The organism is Streptomyces sp. NPDC002888, assembly GCF_042888465.1.
GTDB lineage: Bacteria > Actinomycetota > Actinomycetes > Streptomycetales > Streptomycetaceae > Streptomyces.
Genome location: NZ_JBIAPU010000002.1, coordinates 314,942 through 330,640, shown reverse-complemented (window position 1 = coordinate 330,640; position 15,699 = coordinate 314,942). Strand labels below are relative to the sequence as shown.

Here is a 15,699-nt window from a genome sequence, read left to right as displayed (position 1 = left end):
TGCTGCCGCGCCCACCCGTGGGGTGGCTGTCGGTCGCCCCTTGTGCCCCCTTCTCAACCCCCACGGCCCCGCCCTCCCCGTCCGCTCGCCCGTCCATCGGGCTCGTCAGGATGGGAAGTTACGGAGGCGAGGTTGTAGCCCGCGTCATGCCAGGGAACTCACCTGCGGGGTAGCTCTCAGGTACTACGGGTACAACCGGGGGCGACGGTCACCAGGCCAACTGCGCGATCTCCTCGACCACCACCGCGCACGCGTCAGCCACCGGGTCGATCAGCGGGAAGTGGCCGACGTCCTCCAGCAGCGTCAGGCCCACCACCTCACCGGCCTTCGCCGCGGCCTCCGCGTACGCCTCGGCGACGGCGAACGGCACGACCATGTCCGCCCGGCCCTGGACCAGGGTCGTCGCGATGCCGGTCGGCAGCAGCAGCGCCGGGTCGGTGTACGGGCGGCGCTCGGCGAAGGCGGTCTCGTCGCCGCCCAGCAGCTGGCGGGCGGCTCCGCCGCAGACGTCCAGCTTGTCGGCGACCGCGAAGTCCGCGATCGGGGCGAGCGCGACCACGCCCCGCAGCAGGGCCGAACCGCCGGTGCGCCAGGGGGCGTCGACGGGCAGGACGTGGCGGGCCGCTGCCCACAGGGCGAGGTGGCCGCCCGCCGAGTGGCCGGTGAGGACGGTGCGGCGCGAGTCGGCCTGAGGGAGGGCCTCCCGGGCCAGGGCCGGAAGCGCGTCCAGTGCGGCCGCGACGTCGTCGAAGGTGTCCGGCCAGCGACCGGCGATCGGGGCGGACTCGGCGGCGCTTCCGTTGGCGCCGGGCCCTGACGCCCCCGCGCTCTCCCGCCCCCGCCGGTACTCCACGTTCGCCACGGCGAAGCCGTGGCGGGCCAGGAAGGCGGCGAAGGGGGTGACGTGCCGACGGTCGTACGGGGCCCGCCAGGCGCCGCCGTGCAGGAGGACGACCAGTGGGGCGGGGCCGCCCGGGCCGGCCTCGGTGCGGGGGGCGTAGAAGTCGATCACCTGGTCGGGGTGGTCGCCGTAGGCGGCGGTGGAGTCGGGGTCGACCGCCGGGTGCGAGAAGGCCGACTCCTCTTCGGCGGCGGCCCGGGCAGCTGCGAAGTCGTCCGGCATGCTCCAACCTCTCAGCTACGAAACGGATTTGGACGGATGGGGTGTGGCGGACCAGGAGAGAATTTGGCCGTTGGCGGGGACGGTACCAGGCCGGTGACGTGCGCGGACACTGGGATGTCACGCTGGGTGAGGCTCGGGCTCGGGGATGTGGCTCGGCGGGTGGCGCCCGGGCCCCCGCCGCGGAGCAGGCTGCTCGTGCTGCCGACGCCGCTGCCGTGGCGGGGGTGTACGTCCGTTCCTCGTGACCGTGCGCCGGAGTTGCCGTGGGGGGTGGGTCCGCTTGCCCGCGCTTGCGGGGTGCCGCCTGCGCCCACCCTCCCCCACTCTCGGCTTCGCTCGAGCGGGGGGACCCCCATCGCCCCAGGCGGCACGCATGCCCGCAGGCTAGGGCTGGGCGGCACACCCGCAGGCTAGGCGACCGCCTGAGCCAGTACCTCCCCCAGCACCCTCGCCGACCGCTCCACATCCCCGAAGCCCACGTACAGCGGGGTGAAGCCGAAGCGCAGTACGTCCGGGTGGCGGAAGTCTCCGACCACTCCCCGCTCGATGAGCCGCTTCATGACATCCCCCGCGTCGTCGCAGCGCAGCGCGACCTGGCTGCCGCGGGCCTCGTGGCGTACGGGTGTCAGGGACTCGACGCGCCCCGCCGGGGCGTACTCCGCGACGGCGCGCAGGAAGAAGTCCGTCAGGGCGAGGGACTTGGCGCGGACCGACTGGATCGTGATGCCGTCCCACACCTCCAGGGCCGCCTCCAGGGCGAGCATGGAGAGGATGTCGGGGGTGCCGACGCGGCCGCGGAGGGCTCCGGATGCCGGTTCGTAGGACGTGCGCATGCCGAAGGGATCGGCGTGGGAGGTCCAGCCCGGCAGGGGCGAGTCGAAGCGGTCCTGGAGGTCCTGGCGGACGTACAGGTACGCCGGTGAACCCGGGCCGCCGTTGAGGTACTTGTAGGTGCAGCCGACCGCCAGATCCACGCCGTGCTCGTCGAGGCCGACCGGCAGCGCGCCCGCGCTGTGGCACAGGTCCCAGACCGCGACGGCGCCCGCCTCGTGCACCACCGCCGTCAGCGACGGCAGGTCGTGGAGGCGGCCCGTGCGGTAGTCGACGTGGTTGAGGAGGACGGCGGCCGTGCGCGACGAGAGGGCCCGCGGCACCTCACCCGGCGTCACCGGCCGCAAGGTGCGGCCCGTCATCCGGGCCGCCGACTCGGCGATGTAGCCGTCCGTGGGGAAGGTCGTCGCGTCGACGAGGATCTCGTCCCGGCCCTCCCCGGCCAGCCGCACGGCTGCCACAAGTGCCTTGAACACGTTGACACTTGTCGAGTCGCCCACGACGATCTGCCCGGCCGCCGCGCCGACCAGCGGGGCGATGCGGTCGCCGATCCGCTCGGGCGCGGTCCACCAGCCGCTCTCGTCCCAGGAGCGGATGCGCAGCTCGCCCCACTGGCGGTGGACGACGTCCGCCACCCGCCCCGGCACGCTCGCGGGCAGCGCGCCCAGCGAGTTGCCGTCTAGGTAGACCACGTCGTCGAGGACGAACTCCGAACGCTTGGCGGCGAGTTCGTCGTCCGCGTCCAACTTCTCCGCCACACGCGCCAGCTCAGACATACGACCGCGCCGTCCACAGCTCGGGGAAGACGTTCTTCTGGGCGCGCCGCTCCAGCCAGGCCACGCCGGCCGAACCGCCCGTGCCGGGCTTCGCGCCCATCGCGCGGCGGGTGGCGACGAGGTGGTCGTTGCGCCAGCGCCACACCAGCTCGGCGACGTCGGTCAACGCCTCGCCCAGGCGGGCGACCACGTCGTCGGCATCCCCCGAGTAGATCTCGGTCCACACCGCCTCGACCTCCGCCGAGGGCTCGTAGCGCTGCGAGACGTCGCGCTCCAGGAGAGCGGGCGGGATCGCGTGGCCGCGGCGGGCGAGCAGCCCCAGCACCTCGTCGTACAGGCTCGGCTCGTGCAGCGCCTTCTCCAGCTCCGCGTGGACGCGGGGTGCGCCCCGGTGCGGGACGAGCATGGACGCGGACTTCTCACCGAGCAGGAACTCCATGCGGCGGTACATCGCCGACTGGAAGCCGGAGCCCTCGCCCAGCGCGTTCCGGTAGGAGTTGAACTGGGCCGGCGTGAGCTGGCCGAGCGGCCTCCAGGAGGCGTTCAGCGCCTCCAGCTGCCGTACGGAACGCTTCAGCGCGTCGATCGCGACCGGCACGTCGTCGGAGCGCAGGGCGTGCGCCGCGGTCTCCCACTCGTGGACGATGACCGTGAACCACAGCTCCATCACCTGGGTCGTGACCAGGAAGACCATCTCTCCGGGGTCGTCGGAGAGGGGGTGCTGGAGGTGGGTGAGCACGTCCGCCTTGACGTAGTCCTCGTACGGCGTCGTGCCCTGGCTCCAGTCAATTTTTGGGGCGAGATGCGGGGTCTCGGGCTCGTGAGCCTCATGGGACATCGCTGTCTCCTGTTGTGTACTCCGGGTAGCGGTCCGCCCCTGCCATTGTCGACAGGGGGCCCCGGTCCCCACCCGCATCTTCCGCATCACGCCCGGATCGCGCAAGGCCTGCCTGCTCCGGTCGGCGGACGCGCCCGGTGAAAGCACCCTCGGTCAGTACCGTCCCTGCAGTACGCTCGTGCGCCGCGTGACCATTGATCATTTGACGAAAGGCACGGCAGATGAAAGGCACGGCAGATGTCCGATAACAGCGCCTCGGCCGGAGTGGTCTCGATTCCGGTGGGCCGGGTGGTCGGCGGTCGGGAGGAGGTCGAGGACGACGACTGGGGGAACGTCGAGGCCGTGATCCGCCTGGACGCCGACCGGTTCGACGCGGACGCGCTGGCCGGCCTGGACTCCTTCTCCCACCTGGAGATCGTCTACCACTTCGACCGCGTTCCCGTGGAGAAGATCGAGACCGGTGCCCGTCACCCGCGCGGCAACACCGACTGGCCGCTGGTCGGCATCTTCGCCCAGCGCGGCAAGAACCGCCCCAACCGCATCGGCGTCTCCCGCTGCCGTCTGCTGCGCACCGACGGACTCGACCTCCACGTCCAGGGCCTCGACGCCGTCGGCGGCACCCCCGTCCTCGACATCAAGCCGTACATGAGCGAGTTCGGCCCCCAGGGCGGCAACACCACCCAGCCCGCCTGGGCCACCGAGATCATGCGCCGCTACTACTGAGGAGACCGTGACCGGGTGAAGGAGAGTGGCAGACTGCAGTCATGACGACTCACAAGAACCTGTTCGGTGGCCCCGACCCGACGCACCTGCCGGAGAACGAGGAGGCCTATCGGCAGCTGGGCGAGGAGTCCCTGGCCCCGTCCCAGGTCGCGGCGGACCACCCCGAGTTCTCGCTCGCCTGGGCGATGCTCGCCGACGACGCCTTCGAGGCGGGGCGCGTGGTCGAGTCGTACGCCTACGCCCGTACCGGCTACCACCGCGGCCTCGACCAGCTCCGCCGGGCCGGCTGGAAGGGGCACGGCCCCATCCCCTGGGACCACCGGCCCAACCGCGGTTTCCTGCGCTGCCTCGCCGCCCTCGCCCGTGCCGCCGGCACCATCAACGAGAAGGCCGAGGCCGAACGCTGCTGGCAGTTCCTCCAGGACAGCAGCGCCGAGGCGTACGCCGAGCTCAGGCAGTAGCAGAAGAACCAATAGCAGTTGCAGTAGCAATTTCAACAGCGGTGGTCACTCCAGGCGTCGCGCCGGGGTGACCCGCCCCTCCAGCGGCGGCGCCGTCACGGAGCCGTGCGTCCGGCACTCGGGACGCCGGCAGTCCGGCGGTGGCCGCCGTACCGTCGTGAAGGCCACCACGGCGCCCACGACCAGCGCCCCGGCGCACCACAGCATCGCCCGCCCGAACGCGTCGTCGAACGCCCCCGGCGACCGGTACGCCTCCTCCCCCATCCCCGCCAGCAACGGCAACGCGGCCACGGCGACCAGCCCGGCCGCCCGCGCCGCCGCGTTGTTGATCCCGCTGGCCAGCCCCGCCCGAGCGGTGTCCACGGAGGCCAGCACGGTCGCGGTCAGCGGCGCGACCAACGTGACCATGCCGAGGCCGAGGACCAGCAGCGCCGGCAGGACATCGGCGACGTACGAGGCGCCGGGGCCCACCCGCAGCATCAGCAGCAGCCCCACCGCGCACACCAGCGGCCCCACGGTGAGCGGCACCCGCGGCCCGATCCGCTCGCCGAGCTCCCCGGAGCGGGCGGAGAGCAACAGCATCAGGACGGTGATCGGCAGCAGCGCCGTACCGGCGCCGAGCGCCGAGTAACCGGCCACGACCTGGAGTTGGAGCGCCGCGAGGAAGAAGAAGCCGCCGAAGGCCGCGTACACGCACAGGGTGACGAGGTTGACCGCGCTGAACTGCCTGGACGCGAAGATGCCGAGCGGCATCATCGGGTCGGGGCTGCGCCGCTCGACCGCCACGAAGCCGACCGCGGCGGCAAGCCCCGCGACGGCGCTGACGGCGACGACGAGGGTCCCCCCGCGGGCCTCGATCAGGGCGTACGTGAGCAGGGCGAGGGCGAGCGCGCCCAGGGCGGCGCCGAGCACGTCGAAGTGCCCGTGCGCCCGCCCGTCCCTGGACTCGGGCACATGGCGTACGGCGACCGGGACGCAGACCAGCGCCAGCGGCACGTTGATCAGGAACACCCAGCGCCAGCCCGGCCCGTCCACCAGCCAGCCGCCCAGGAACGGCCCGACGGCCGCCCCGACACCGCCGAACCCGGACCACAGGCCGACGGCGCGGCCCCGGTCGTCGGGATGGAAGGTGGCCTGGATGAGGGAGAGGGAGCCCGGTGTGAGGAGCGCGCCCCCGACCCCCTGGAGGGCGCGGGCCGCGATGAGCACCCCGACGTTCGGGGCGAGCCCGCACAGCAGGGAGGCGACGGCGAACCACACCACCCCGATGACGAAGACCCGGCGCCGGCCGTACCGGTCGCCGAGGGAGCCGCCGAGGAGGATCAGCCCGGCCAGCGTGACCATGTAGGCGTTGACGGTCCACTGGAGGGACGCGAGGTCGGCGTCGAGGTCGCGGCCCATCCGGGGCAGGGCGACGTTGACGACGGTCGCGTCCAGCAGGGCCATGCTGGAGCCGAGGATCGTGGTGAACAGGATCCACCTGCCCTGGGGCGAGGCCAGCCTGACATCGGGCATTCCCCAGGTATACAGCGAGCCCGGCGCCATGGGCAGGCACCGGGCTCGTGAGTTCCCCGAAGGAGTTGTCCGAACGACTTCCCCAGAGGGTTACTTGATCTTCGTGCCCGCCGAGCGCAGGTTCTGCGTCGCCTCGACGACCCGGGCGGCCATCGAGCCCTCGGCCAGCTTGCCCCAGGTGCGCGGGTCGTAGGTCTTCTTGGAGCCGACCTCGCCGTCGACCTTCAGGACGCCGTCGTAGTTGCGGAACATGTGGTCGGCGACGGGACGCGTGAAGGCGTACTGCGTGTCCGTGTCGATGTTCATCTTCACGACGCCGTTCTCCAGCGCGGTGCGGATCTCCTCCTCCGTGGAGCCGGAGCCGCCGTGGAAGACGAAGTCGAACGGCTGGCTGCCGGCCTGCAGGCCGTACTTGGCGGCCACGCCGTCGTTCAGCTCCTTCAGCAGGTCGGGGCGGAGCACGACGTTGCCCGGCTTGTACACGCCGTGCACGTTGCCGAAGGACGCGGCCAGCAGGTAGCGGCCCTTGTCACCGAGGCCGAGCGCCTCGGCGGTGCGGATCGCGTCGTCGGCCGTGGTGTAGAGGGAGTCGTTGATCTCGTGGGAGACGCCGTCCTCCTCGCCACCGGTCGGGGTGATCTCCACCTCGAGGATGATCTTCGCGGCGCGGGCGCGCTCGAGGAGCTCCTGCGCGACGGCCAGGTTGTCGGCGAGGGTCTCGGCGGAGCCGTCCCACATGTGGGACTGGAACAGCGGGTTGCGGCCGGCCTTGACGCGCTCTTCGGAGACCGCGAGCAGCGGGCGTACGTACCCGTCGAGCTTGTCCTTGGGGCAGTGGTCCGTGTGCAGGGCGACACTGACCGGGTACTTCTCGGCGACGATGTGCGCGAACTCCGCCAGCGCGACGGAGCCGGTCACCATCTCCTTGCTGTACTGGCCGCCCAGGAACTCGGCGCCACCCGTCGAGATCTGGATGATGCCGTCGCTCTCGGCCTCCGCGAAGCCGCGCAGTGCCGCGTGCAGGGTCTGGGTCGAGGTGACGTTGATGGCCGGGTAGGCGAACTTGCCTGCCTTCGCCCGGTCGAGCATCTCGTTGTAGACCTCGGGGGTTGCGATGGGCATACGTCCGCTCCTTGAGTGTGCGGGTTGGCGTGCTACGTGCTTACGGCCCTGACCTAGACCTTGGGTGCGACGTCATCGTCGTCCCCATCTTTCCAGACATGCGCCGATGCTCAATGCGCCAGTCAGTCGTGGTTTCGGCCGATACTCAGTCGAGTCCCAGCTCGTCCTTCGAGAACGCGTACAGGTACGGCACCCCCGCGCCCGCCTCGATCTTCTCGGCGGCGCCGGTCGCCCGGTCGACGATCGTGGCGACGGCGACGACCTCGGCGCCCGCCTCGCGCACGGCCTCGACGGCGGTGAGCGGGGAGCCGCCGGTGGTGGAGGTGTCCTCGACGACGAGCACCCGGCGGCCGGCGATCTCCGGCCCCTCCACCCGCCGCTGCAGCCCGTGCGCCTTGGCCGCCTTGCGCACCACGAAGGCGTCCAGCTTCCGCCCGCGCGCGGCGGCCGCGTGCAGCAGGGCGGCGGCGACCGGGTCGGCGCCCATGGTCAGGCCGCCCACCGCGTCGAATTCGAGGTCGGCGGTCAGGTCGAGGAGGACCTGGCCGACCAGCGGGGCGGCCTCACCGTCGAGGGTGATACGCCGCAGGTCGACGTAGTAGTCGGCCTCGAGACCCGACGACAGGGTCACCTTGCCGTGCACCACGGCCTTGTCCTTGATCTGCTGCAGCAGCGCGCCGCGTACGTCCGTCATGCCGAACAGCTTAGAGGCGGGTCCACCGCCAGGTCGTCGTGGCCTCCAGCGGCTCCAGCGGCGTGACCAGGCGCGGCAGGGTGTTCAGCCCGTTGGGCGGGCCGGTCTGCGGCTCCACGCACACCGCGGCCTCCTGCTCGTCGTAGACCACGACCCACTTCTCGGGGCTGGTCACCTTCAGCTCCAGCTGACCGGGCCAGGTCAGCGCGACGTCGACGCCGCCGGGCATGCCGAAGCAGTCGTCCCAGGGGCCGGGCTTCGGGTCGAGGCGGTGACCGGTCGGCAGATGGTCGTCGCCGCGCTCCTCCTGCCAGGCCGGGCCGAAGTCGAGCCGGACGTCCTCCCCGCCCAGGTTCCGCCGGAACCACGGGTGCCAGCCGATCTGCGCCGGGAAGGAGGAGTCGTACGTCTCCACGGACATGGTGAGCGTCAGCGCGTCCCCGGTCAGCGCGACGACCTGGGTGATCCGGCCGGCGTAGGGCCAGGGCTCGACCAGGTCGTACGTGAGGACCGCCTCGTCGGCGGTGGCGCGGGCGACGGTCCAGGCGCCGTCGCGGGCGGTGCCGTGGATGGCGTGCGGCGGGGAGTTGAGGGGCATCTGGTGCACGGCGGCGCCGTCCCGGAACCGCCCGTCCCGGATCCGCCCGCACCAGGGAACCATCGGGAAGCACCCGAACCGCTCGCCCTGCCGCAGCAGTTCGATGCCGCCGACGCGCACTCCTCCGACCCGGCCGCCGTTCTTCGGCTGCACGGTCACCTCCGCGTCGCCCGCGGTCAGCGTGATGTCTTCGTTACTCACGAGAGCGACCCTACTGGGCCGATCAAGAGGGCCTCAGCGCCGCCTGCGCAGCGCCCGCCCCGCGACGATCGCCGACGCCACCACGAACGCGGCGGCGGGCACGGCCCAGCGCAGGGCGGGGTTGGGCGTGACGGTCTGCGGCGCGGGCACCGGCGCGTACCGCCCCCGCGGCGGCGCGTGATCCACTTCCTCCGCACTCCGCCCGATCATCGTCCGCCGCGCATGCGCCGCCTCAGCCGGCGGCCCCCCGACCTCCTCGAACCCACCGGGGGGCTCGGCCTCGGCGTCTTCGGCCTCGGAGGGCTCGGCGGGCTCGGCGGGCTCGGGGAATTCCGACGCGGGAGGCCCAGCGGCCTCAGGGGGGCCGGACTCAGGGGGGCCGGACTCAGGGGGGCCGGACTCAGGGGGGCCGGACTCAGGGGGGCCGGACTCGGCAGCCTCCGACTCGTCGGCGCCGGATTCCGGGCGCTCGGGCCTGGTGGCCTCGGCCGGCTTGGCCTCGGTCGGCTCGGACCCGGTCGGCCCGGGGAGCGGTGTGTCTGCGGTGTCGCGCGCGGTCCGGGGGCCCTCGGGGGCCGAAGCGTCGTCGGCGTCCCGCTTGGCCTCCGGGGCCGGAGCGTCGTCGGCGTCCAGCTTGGCCTCAGGCGCCGGAGCGTCGTCGGCGTCCGGCGTGGCCTCGAAGTCGCCGGTCGCCGTGGGTTCGAAGTCCTCGACCGCCACGCCTTCGACGGTCGCGGGCGCCGTGCCCTGCGCCCTCTCGGACCGGGTCGGCTGCTCCCCCGCCCCCAGGTTCTCCGCGAAGCGGCTCAGCAACCGGGTCAACGACATGCTCACCGCATCCGTCGGCTGTTCGGTGATACGGCCGTCCGCGGTGGCCGTGCCGCTGAAGGTGACGGTGCTGCCGGTGTCCGTGTCCGCCAGGCGGAGCGTGACCGCCAGCTTCACCGTGCCGTGGCCGCGGACCTCGGTCGCCTCGCCCTCGACGGCGTACGTGCCGTCGTCGCGCGCGGAAACGCGCACCGCGCCGCGGTAGGTGATGGTGTGGCCGCCGACGCGGAGCTTCAGTCGCCCGGCGACGGGCTCGCTCCCGGCGTCCTGCTGGAGGCCGGGGAGCGCCCGGGCCACCTGGGCGGGGTCGGCGAGCGCCCCCCGCAACCGCTCGGCCGGAACCGGAACGAACACCTCATGCTCCATGTCAGCGGAGCCTACCCAGGGGGCGGCGCGAATACCCGTCCATCGAACGCAACTCGTCCGCCCCGCACTCCGCCCCGCACCCCCGCGCTCACCCCGCCAGCGCCTTCAGACGGCGTACCGCCTCCTCCAGCACGGACGTCTGCTTGCAGAACGCGAACCGGACGAAGGGCGCGCCCTCCTCCCGGTGGTCGTAGAAGACCGCGTTGGGGATGGCCACCACGCCGGCCCGCTCCGGCAGGGCCCGGCAGAAGGCGAAGCCGTCGCTCTCGCCGAGGGGGCGGATGTCGGTGGTGATGAAGTAGGTGCCGGCGGGGCGGAAGACCTCGAAGCCGGCCTCGGCCAGGCCCGCCGCCAGCAGATCGCGCTTGGCCCGCATGTCCTCGCGGAAGGCGGAGAAGTAGCTGTCAGGGAGCGCGAGGGCCTCGGCGACGGCGTACTGGAACGGGCCTGCGGAGACGTACGTCAGGAACTGCTTCGCCGAGCGCACGGCCGCGACCAGCCCCGGCGCGGCGGTGACCCAGCCGACCTTCCAGCCGGTGAACGAAAATGTCTTTCCGCTCGACCCGATGGTGATCGTCCGCTCGCGCATCCCCGGAAGCGTCGCGAGCGGCACGTGGGCGGCGTCGTCGAAGACCAGGTGTTCGTACACCTCGTCCGTCACCACGAGCAGGTCCCGCTCGACTGCCAGCTCGGCGATCGCGGTCAGCTCCGCGCGGGTGAGGACCGTGCCGGTCGGGTTGTGCGGGGTGTTGATCAGCAGCAGCCGGGTGCGGTCGGTCACCGCGTCGCGCAGCTCGTCCAGGTCCAGGCGGAAGCCGGCGCCCCCGTCGAGGCGCGGGCGCAGCGTGACCGGCACCCGCTTCCCGCCCGCCATCGCGATGCAGGCCGCGTACGAGTCGTAGTACGGCTCCAGGGCGACGACCTCGTCACCGGGCTCCAGGAGGGCCAGCAGCGAGGCGGCGATGGCCTCCGTCGCCCCGGCGGTGACCAGGACCTCCGTGTCGGGGTCGTAGGACAGGTCGTAGCGGCGGCGCTGGTGCTCGGCGACCGCGGTGCGCAGCTCGGGGACGCCGGGGCCCGGCGGGTACTGGTTGCCCCGTCCGTCGCGCAGGGCGCGCACGGCGGCCTCGCGGATCTCCTCGGGGCCGTCCGTGTCGGGGAACCCCTGCCCGAGGTTGATGGCCCCGGTCCGCACGGCCAGGGCGGACATCTCGGCGAAGATCGTCGTCCCGAACTCGGCGAGCCGACGATTGAGGAGCGGGCGTGCGCTGGAGGTCATGTCGGTCATCCTGCGCCGAAGCTCTGGACTTCCTCAACTCTGCTTTGGCCGCGAAGGCGGCCGGGCATCCCCCGTTCACGCAACGAGCGAGGCGCCCACGGGGGGCCGCTTCGGGGGAAACGAAAGGAGGGTGACGCCATGGTTTTCGGCATCATCCTTGCGGTGTTCATGCTCCTGGCTCTGGCTCTGGCTGTGGTGATCGCCGCCGCACGCAGGGGCCGGCAGGCCACGCGGTACCACGGCTCCAGGCGGTCCCACAGCAGTGGAAGCAGCTCCAGCAGCAGCAGTGACAGCGGCGGCAGCTGGTGGGCCGCCGGGGGAGGTGCCGCCTCGTCGTGCGGCTCGTCGGGTGGCTCCTCCTGCGGCGGCTCCTCCTCCTCCTGTGGAGGCGGCGGGTCGTCGTGCGGCGGGGGCGGCGGATGTGGTGGAGGAGGCAGCTGACACGGGGCAGCCGAGCTCCGGCAAGGGGGAAACGCATCCGCATCGCGGGGCCCGTCTCGACCACGGGCCCCGCGTTCGCGTATGCCAGGTGCGCCTCGGCGTACGCCTTGGTTGAACAGTTGAGCTGGGGAGCCCTCTGAGGGGTGGAAATCCCACTAAGTTGGGTAAAAGCGCTGTGACGGCGCCACCGTTCATGATTCCCTCTCCATCACCAACGCAGCCCTCGGACGTCCAGCGGGACAGCGGGACGCCTTTCCGGCCGGGCTGAGCGGGGCCGATCTCCCGGAGTCGACCGGGGTGCGCGGGACCCACACCCCCTCCTCGTCCTCATCTCTCTCCTCTTTGTGCGCTTGTGGAGCCGATGCATGCTCACGACTCTGAAAACGTCCTACACCGACACGCGCGCGGCCGACCTCGCCTGGGCCCTGGGGCGCGAGCCGCTTCCCGCACTGGCCACCCTCGACCTCGACATGGACGACACGAAGCTTCAGTTGAGACTGCTCGGCGCGTCCCACCAGGTGCTTCTCGAGCAGGCGCGGGGCAGTTGTTCGGAGACGGTGGCATGCATTCCGGGCAGCAGCACCCCGCTCCCCCTGGGCGTCGCCAAGCGGGTGGGCGACTGGGAGTACGAGTTCGCGGCCCGGGTCGAGATCCTCTCGCCGAACTCCTTCGCGGGCCGCGCCCAGGAGTTGCTCGCCCTCGTCGCCGACCATCCGCACGGGCTCGCCGGGGTGTTCCCCGGCAGCCCGCACGCCTTCACCGCGATGCTCGCCCAGCGCCACGACGGGCATGTGCACTGGCGCACCTGGCACGCGTACCCGCAGGACGGGCAGTTGGTGGCGACCTGGACGCGTGTGGGGATGCGGGTGCCGGTGCCGCAGGTGAGCCCGTCCGGCGCGTGACCCGCAGGGCGGCTGCGGGTGCCCCGAAGACGCCCGCACAAACGCATGGTGCTCCCACCGACCCCGAGTTCCACTCATGTGGGTGACGAAGCGTGCCACACCCGTGACGTAACGTCGCAGTCGTGATCGAACCGCACGCGCCGGCCCCGCCGGGTACCCCACCACCCTGGCGCGGCCCCGCGCGGCTCCCCGTCCGGCCGGACACCGGGCGGTTCCTGGTCCTCGCGGGCGTCTTCGTATGCGCGGCCTGCGGACTCGTGTACGAACTCGAACTCGTCGCCCTCGCCTCGTACTTGATCGGCGACTCGGTCACCCAGACGTCCGTCGTCCTGTCCGTCATGGTCTTCGCGATGGGCGTCGGCTCCCTCGCCGCGAAGCGGCTGCGCCGGCTCGCGGCGGCCGCGTTCGGCTCGATCGAGGCGACGCTCGCGCTCGTCGGCGGCTGCAGCGCGCCCGCGCTGTACGCGGTGTTCGCCTGGACCGGCGACTGGGGCGGCCTGTGGCTGAACGGCCCGCGCTGCGTCCTGGTCGCCTTCTCCCTCGCCATCGGCCTGCTCATCGGTGCCGAGGTGCCCCTGCTGATGGAGCTGATCCAGCGCATCCGCCGCCAGGACGCGGGCGGCGCGGTGGCCGACCTGTTCGCGGCGGACTACGTCGGCGCGCTCGTCGGCGGCCTCGCCTTCCCGTTCCTTCTTCTCCCCTTTCTCGGCCAGTTGACGAGTTCGCTGTTCACGGGAGCGGTCAACGTGATCGCGGGCGGCGCCCTGGTCCTCGGCCTGTTCCGCCGGGACCTGACCGGCCGGTCCCGCCGCCTCCTCCTGGTCGCCAACGTCGCCGTGCTCGCCGTCCTCGCCACCGCCGCGGTCCTCGTCGACGATTTCGAGCGGGCCGCCCGGCAGGAGGTGTACGGCGACGACGTCCGCGTCGTACAGCACACCGGTGTCCAGGAGCTCGTCGTCACCGGCGGCACCCACGGCCGCCCCCTCGACCTCTACCTCGACGGCCGGCTGCGGGTCGACGGCCACGACGAGCGCTCCTACCACGAGGCGCTCGTCCACCCCGCGATGCACGGCCCCCATGCCCACGTGCTCGTCCTCGGCGGCGGTGACGGGCTCGCCGTCCGCGAGGTGCTGCGGCATCCCGGGGTCCGCCGGGTCGACGTCGTCGAACTCGACCCGGCCGTCATCCATCTGGCCCGCACGGACCCGGCCCTGTCCGCCCTCAACGCCCACGCGTACGACGATTGCCGCGTCCACGTCACGACCGGGGACGCCTTCGGTCACCTGCGCGAGGTGCCCACGGCCTCGTACGACGTGGTGATCGCCGACCTGCCCGACCCCACCATGACGGCGAGCGCCAAGCTCTACTCCCAGGAGTTCTACGGCCTGACCCGGCGTGCCCTGGCCCCCGACGGCCGCCTCACCGTCCACGCCGGCCCCCTCACCGCCCGCCCCCGCGCCTTCTGGACCACCGAGACGACGATGCGCTCCGCGGGCCTGCACACGGTCCCCTACGCCGCCGAGGGCCCGGACGCGGGCTTCGTCCTCGCGTCGCCGGACCGGCGCCCGATGCTCACGGGGGACGTGCGAGCGCGGGCCGACACCAGGATCGAGGGTCTGCCGGCGTCGACGCTGGTGCATCCGCGGTACTGACGCCGGCGCATCCGCGGTACTGAGGAAACGCCGGTGCGGACGATGCCGGCCCGAGGCCGACACCAGCGCAGGGCACCACAAGGCCGAGGCCCACACAAACGGACCCCCCGGCTCGCGCCCGACGCAGTCGCCCTGCAGTGTGCGGGAGTGTGAGCCACGCCAGCACCCTCACCCCCCGCCCGGCCGTCGCCCTCTCCCGCCGCCCCCTCGCGACAGCGACCACCGCACTGGGCCTGTTCGCCGCCGCCCGCCTGACCGGCGCGGCCGTCCTCGCGGTGACCGCGTGGGCGACGGGCCGGCAGCCGCTGGAGCTGCTCGCCCGGTCCTGGGACTCACTCTGGTACCTGAGGATCGCCGCCCACGGCTACGGCCACACCCTGACCTTCCAGCCCGACATCGTCCACAGCGACCTGGCGTTCTTCCCGCTCTATCCCGCCCTGGTCCGCGCCGTGGCCGAGCTCGGCCCGCTGAACTGGGGCACCGCGGGGCTGCTCGTGTCGTGGACGGCGGCCGCGGTGGCCGCCTGTGGGATCCACGCCCTCGGCGCCCACCTGCACGGCCGGGCCGTCGCCACCGTGCTCGTGCTGCTGTGGGGGCTGCTGCCGCACTCCGTGGTGCTGTCGATGGCGTACACGGAGCCGGTGCTCACGGCCTTCGCCGCCTGGTCGCTGTACGCGGTGCTGAACCGGAACTGGGTGTGGGCGGGCGGCCTGGCAGCGCTGGCGGGGCTCGCGCGGCCCAACGGGGTCGCGGTGACGGCGGCGGTGCTCGCGGCGGCGGCGCACGAGGTGTGGCGGGCGCGCGGCCGGGTTTCCCACAGGCTGTGGACGGGCGCGGCGCTCGCCCCGCTGGGCTGGACCGCGTACGTCCTGTGGGTCGGTCACCGCAGGGGCGATCTGCTCGGCGGGTACTTCGCGGTGCAGCGGCTGTGGGGCTCGCGCTTCGACCTCGGCCACGGCTCGCTGCACTTCGTCCGGCATCTGCTGCTGCGCGCCGACCGGCTCGTGTTCCCGATGACGATGGTGATCGTCGCGGCGGCCGTCCTGCTGTACGCGCTGCTGCTCGTGGACCGGGCCCCGCTGCCGCTGGTCGTCTACAGCGGTGTCCTGCTGCTGATCACGCTCGGCGGCTCGGGTTTCTTCGAGTCCAAGCCGCGCTTCCTGCTGCCCGCGTTCCCGCTGCTGCTGCCGCTGGCGCGGGCGCTGGTACGGACGGCGAGAGCCCGGCCCTGGCACGCGACCGTGGTGGTCGCCGCCCTGGCCGGGCTCTCGTTCGCTTACGGCGCGTACCTGGTCGTACTGGCGAACACGCCGTTGTAGACATGTGGGTCTTGTTTGTCCGGGTCCCGA

The 15,699-nt window shown here is 72.6% G+C and carries 14 protein-coding genes; 5 read left to right on the top strand and 9 right to left on the bottom strand.

All coding sequences use genetic code 11. The annotated features are described in order from the left end of the window. Positions 1–208 precede the first annotated feature (208 nt). From ACFYWX_RS04475 to ACFYWX_RS04465, 3 genes are all read right to left on the bottom strand, one after another. Positions 209–1,123, bottom strand: coding sequence for an alpha/beta hydrolase (locus tag ACFYWX_RS04475; protein ID WP_389422450.1), 915 nt, complete (start codon positions 1,121–1,123; stop codon positions 209–211). Positions 1,124–1,533: 410 nt separating this feature from the next. Then, a complete protein-coding gene (kynU, locus tag ACFYWX_RS04470) occupies positions 1,534–2,730 on the bottom strand; it encodes a kynureninase (RefSeq protein ID WP_389422449.1) in 1,197 nt (398 codons plus the stop codon). Next, positions 2,723–3,568: a tryptophan 2,3-dioxygenase family protein gene (locus ACFYWX_RS04465; RefSeq protein ID WP_389422448.1), complete on the bottom strand. Its 846-nt coding sequence runs from the start codon at positions 3,566–3,568 to the stop codon at positions 2,723–2,725. Before ACFYWX_RS04465 ends, kynU begins: the two co-directional genes overlap by 8 nt. A gap of 237 nt (positions 3,569–3,805) precedes the next feature. Between ACFYWX_RS04465 and ACFYWX_RS04460 the strand changes: the two genes are divergently transcribed. Further along, positions 3,806–4,291 (top strand): SAM-dependent methyltransferase, encoded by a 486-nt coding sequence (locus ACFYWX_RS04460; RefSeq protein WP_389422447.1) that lies wholly within the window; start codon positions 3,806–3,808, stop codon positions 4,289–4,291. A gap of 41 nt (positions 4,292–4,332) precedes the next feature. Continuing rightward, positions 4,333–4,752 carry a DUF3151 domain-containing protein gene (locus ACFYWX_RS04455; RefSeq protein WP_389422446.1) on the top strand — a complete coding sequence of 140 codons (420 nt, stop codon included), beginning with the start codon at positions 4,333–4,335 and terminating at the stop codon, positions 4,750–4,752. Between the two features lie 45 nt (positions 4,753–4,797). On the opposite strand, the gene ACFYWX_RS04450 is transcribed toward ACFYWX_RS04455, so the two are convergent. The 6 genes from ACFYWX_RS04450 to ACFYWX_RS04425 form a co-directional block, all read right to left on the bottom strand. After that, the gene (locus ACFYWX_RS04450) at positions 4,798–6,267 is read right to left on the bottom strand and encodes an MFS transporter (RefSeq protein ID WP_389422445.1); all 1,470 of its coding nucleotides are present in this window, start codon (positions 6,265–6,267) and stop codon (positions 4,798–4,800) included. A gap of 90 nt (positions 6,268–6,357) precedes the next feature. Continuing rightward, positions 6,358–7,389, bottom strand: a complete 1,032-nt coding sequence (gene fbaA / locus ACFYWX_RS04445) for a class II fructose-bisphosphate aldolase (protein WP_389422444.1) — start codon at positions 7,387–7,389, stop codon at positions 6,358–6,360. Between the two features lie 145 nt (positions 7,390–7,534). Beyond that, positions 7,535–8,083, bottom strand: coding sequence for an orotate phosphoribosyltransferase (pyrE, locus tag ACFYWX_RS04440; protein WP_389422443.1), 549 nt, complete (start codon positions 8,081–8,083; stop codon positions 7,535–7,537). 10 nt (positions 8,084–8,093) lie between these two features. Then, complete coding sequence (locus tag ACFYWX_RS04435; protein ID WP_389422442.1) at positions 8,094–8,882, bottom strand: aldose 1-epimerase; 789 nt, start codon at positions 8,880–8,882, stop codon at positions 8,094–8,096. A gap of 33 nt (positions 8,883–8,915) precedes the next feature. Then, positions 8,916–10,076 carry an SRPBCC family protein gene (locus ACFYWX_RS04430; RefSeq protein WP_389422441.1) on the bottom strand — a complete coding sequence of 387 codons (1,161 nt, stop codon included), beginning with the start codon at positions 10,074–10,076 and terminating at the stop codon, positions 8,916–8,918. 88 nt (positions 10,077–10,164) lie between these two features. Continuing rightward, a complete protein-coding gene (locus ACFYWX_RS04425) occupies positions 10,165–11,364 on the bottom strand; it encodes a pyridoxal phosphate-dependent aminotransferase (protein ID WP_389422440.1) in 1,200 nt (399 codons plus the stop codon). Between the two features lie 797 nt (positions 11,365–12,161). Between ACFYWX_RS04425 and ACFYWX_RS04420 the strand changes: the two genes are divergently transcribed. From ACFYWX_RS04420 to ACFYWX_RS04410, 3 genes are all read left to right on the top strand, one after another. After that, positions 12,162–12,698, top strand: coding sequence for a DUF2617 family protein (locus ACFYWX_RS04420; protein ID WP_389422439.1), 537 nt, complete (start codon positions 12,162–12,164; stop codon positions 12,696–12,698). A 122-nt stretch (positions 12,699–12,820) separates the two neighbouring features. After that, positions 12,821–14,350, top strand: a complete 1,530-nt coding sequence (locus tag ACFYWX_RS04415; protein ID WP_389422438.1) for a polyamine aminopropyltransferase — start codon at positions 12,821–12,823, stop codon at positions 14,348–14,350. Positions 14,351–14,499: 149 nt separating this feature from the next. After that, on the top strand, positions 14,500–15,669 hold the full coding sequence (locus ACFYWX_RS04410) for a hypothetical protein (protein ID WP_389422437.1): 1,170 nt from the start codon (positions 14,500–14,502) through the stop codon (positions 15,667–15,669). Positions 15,670–15,699: the final 30 nt, after the last annotated feature.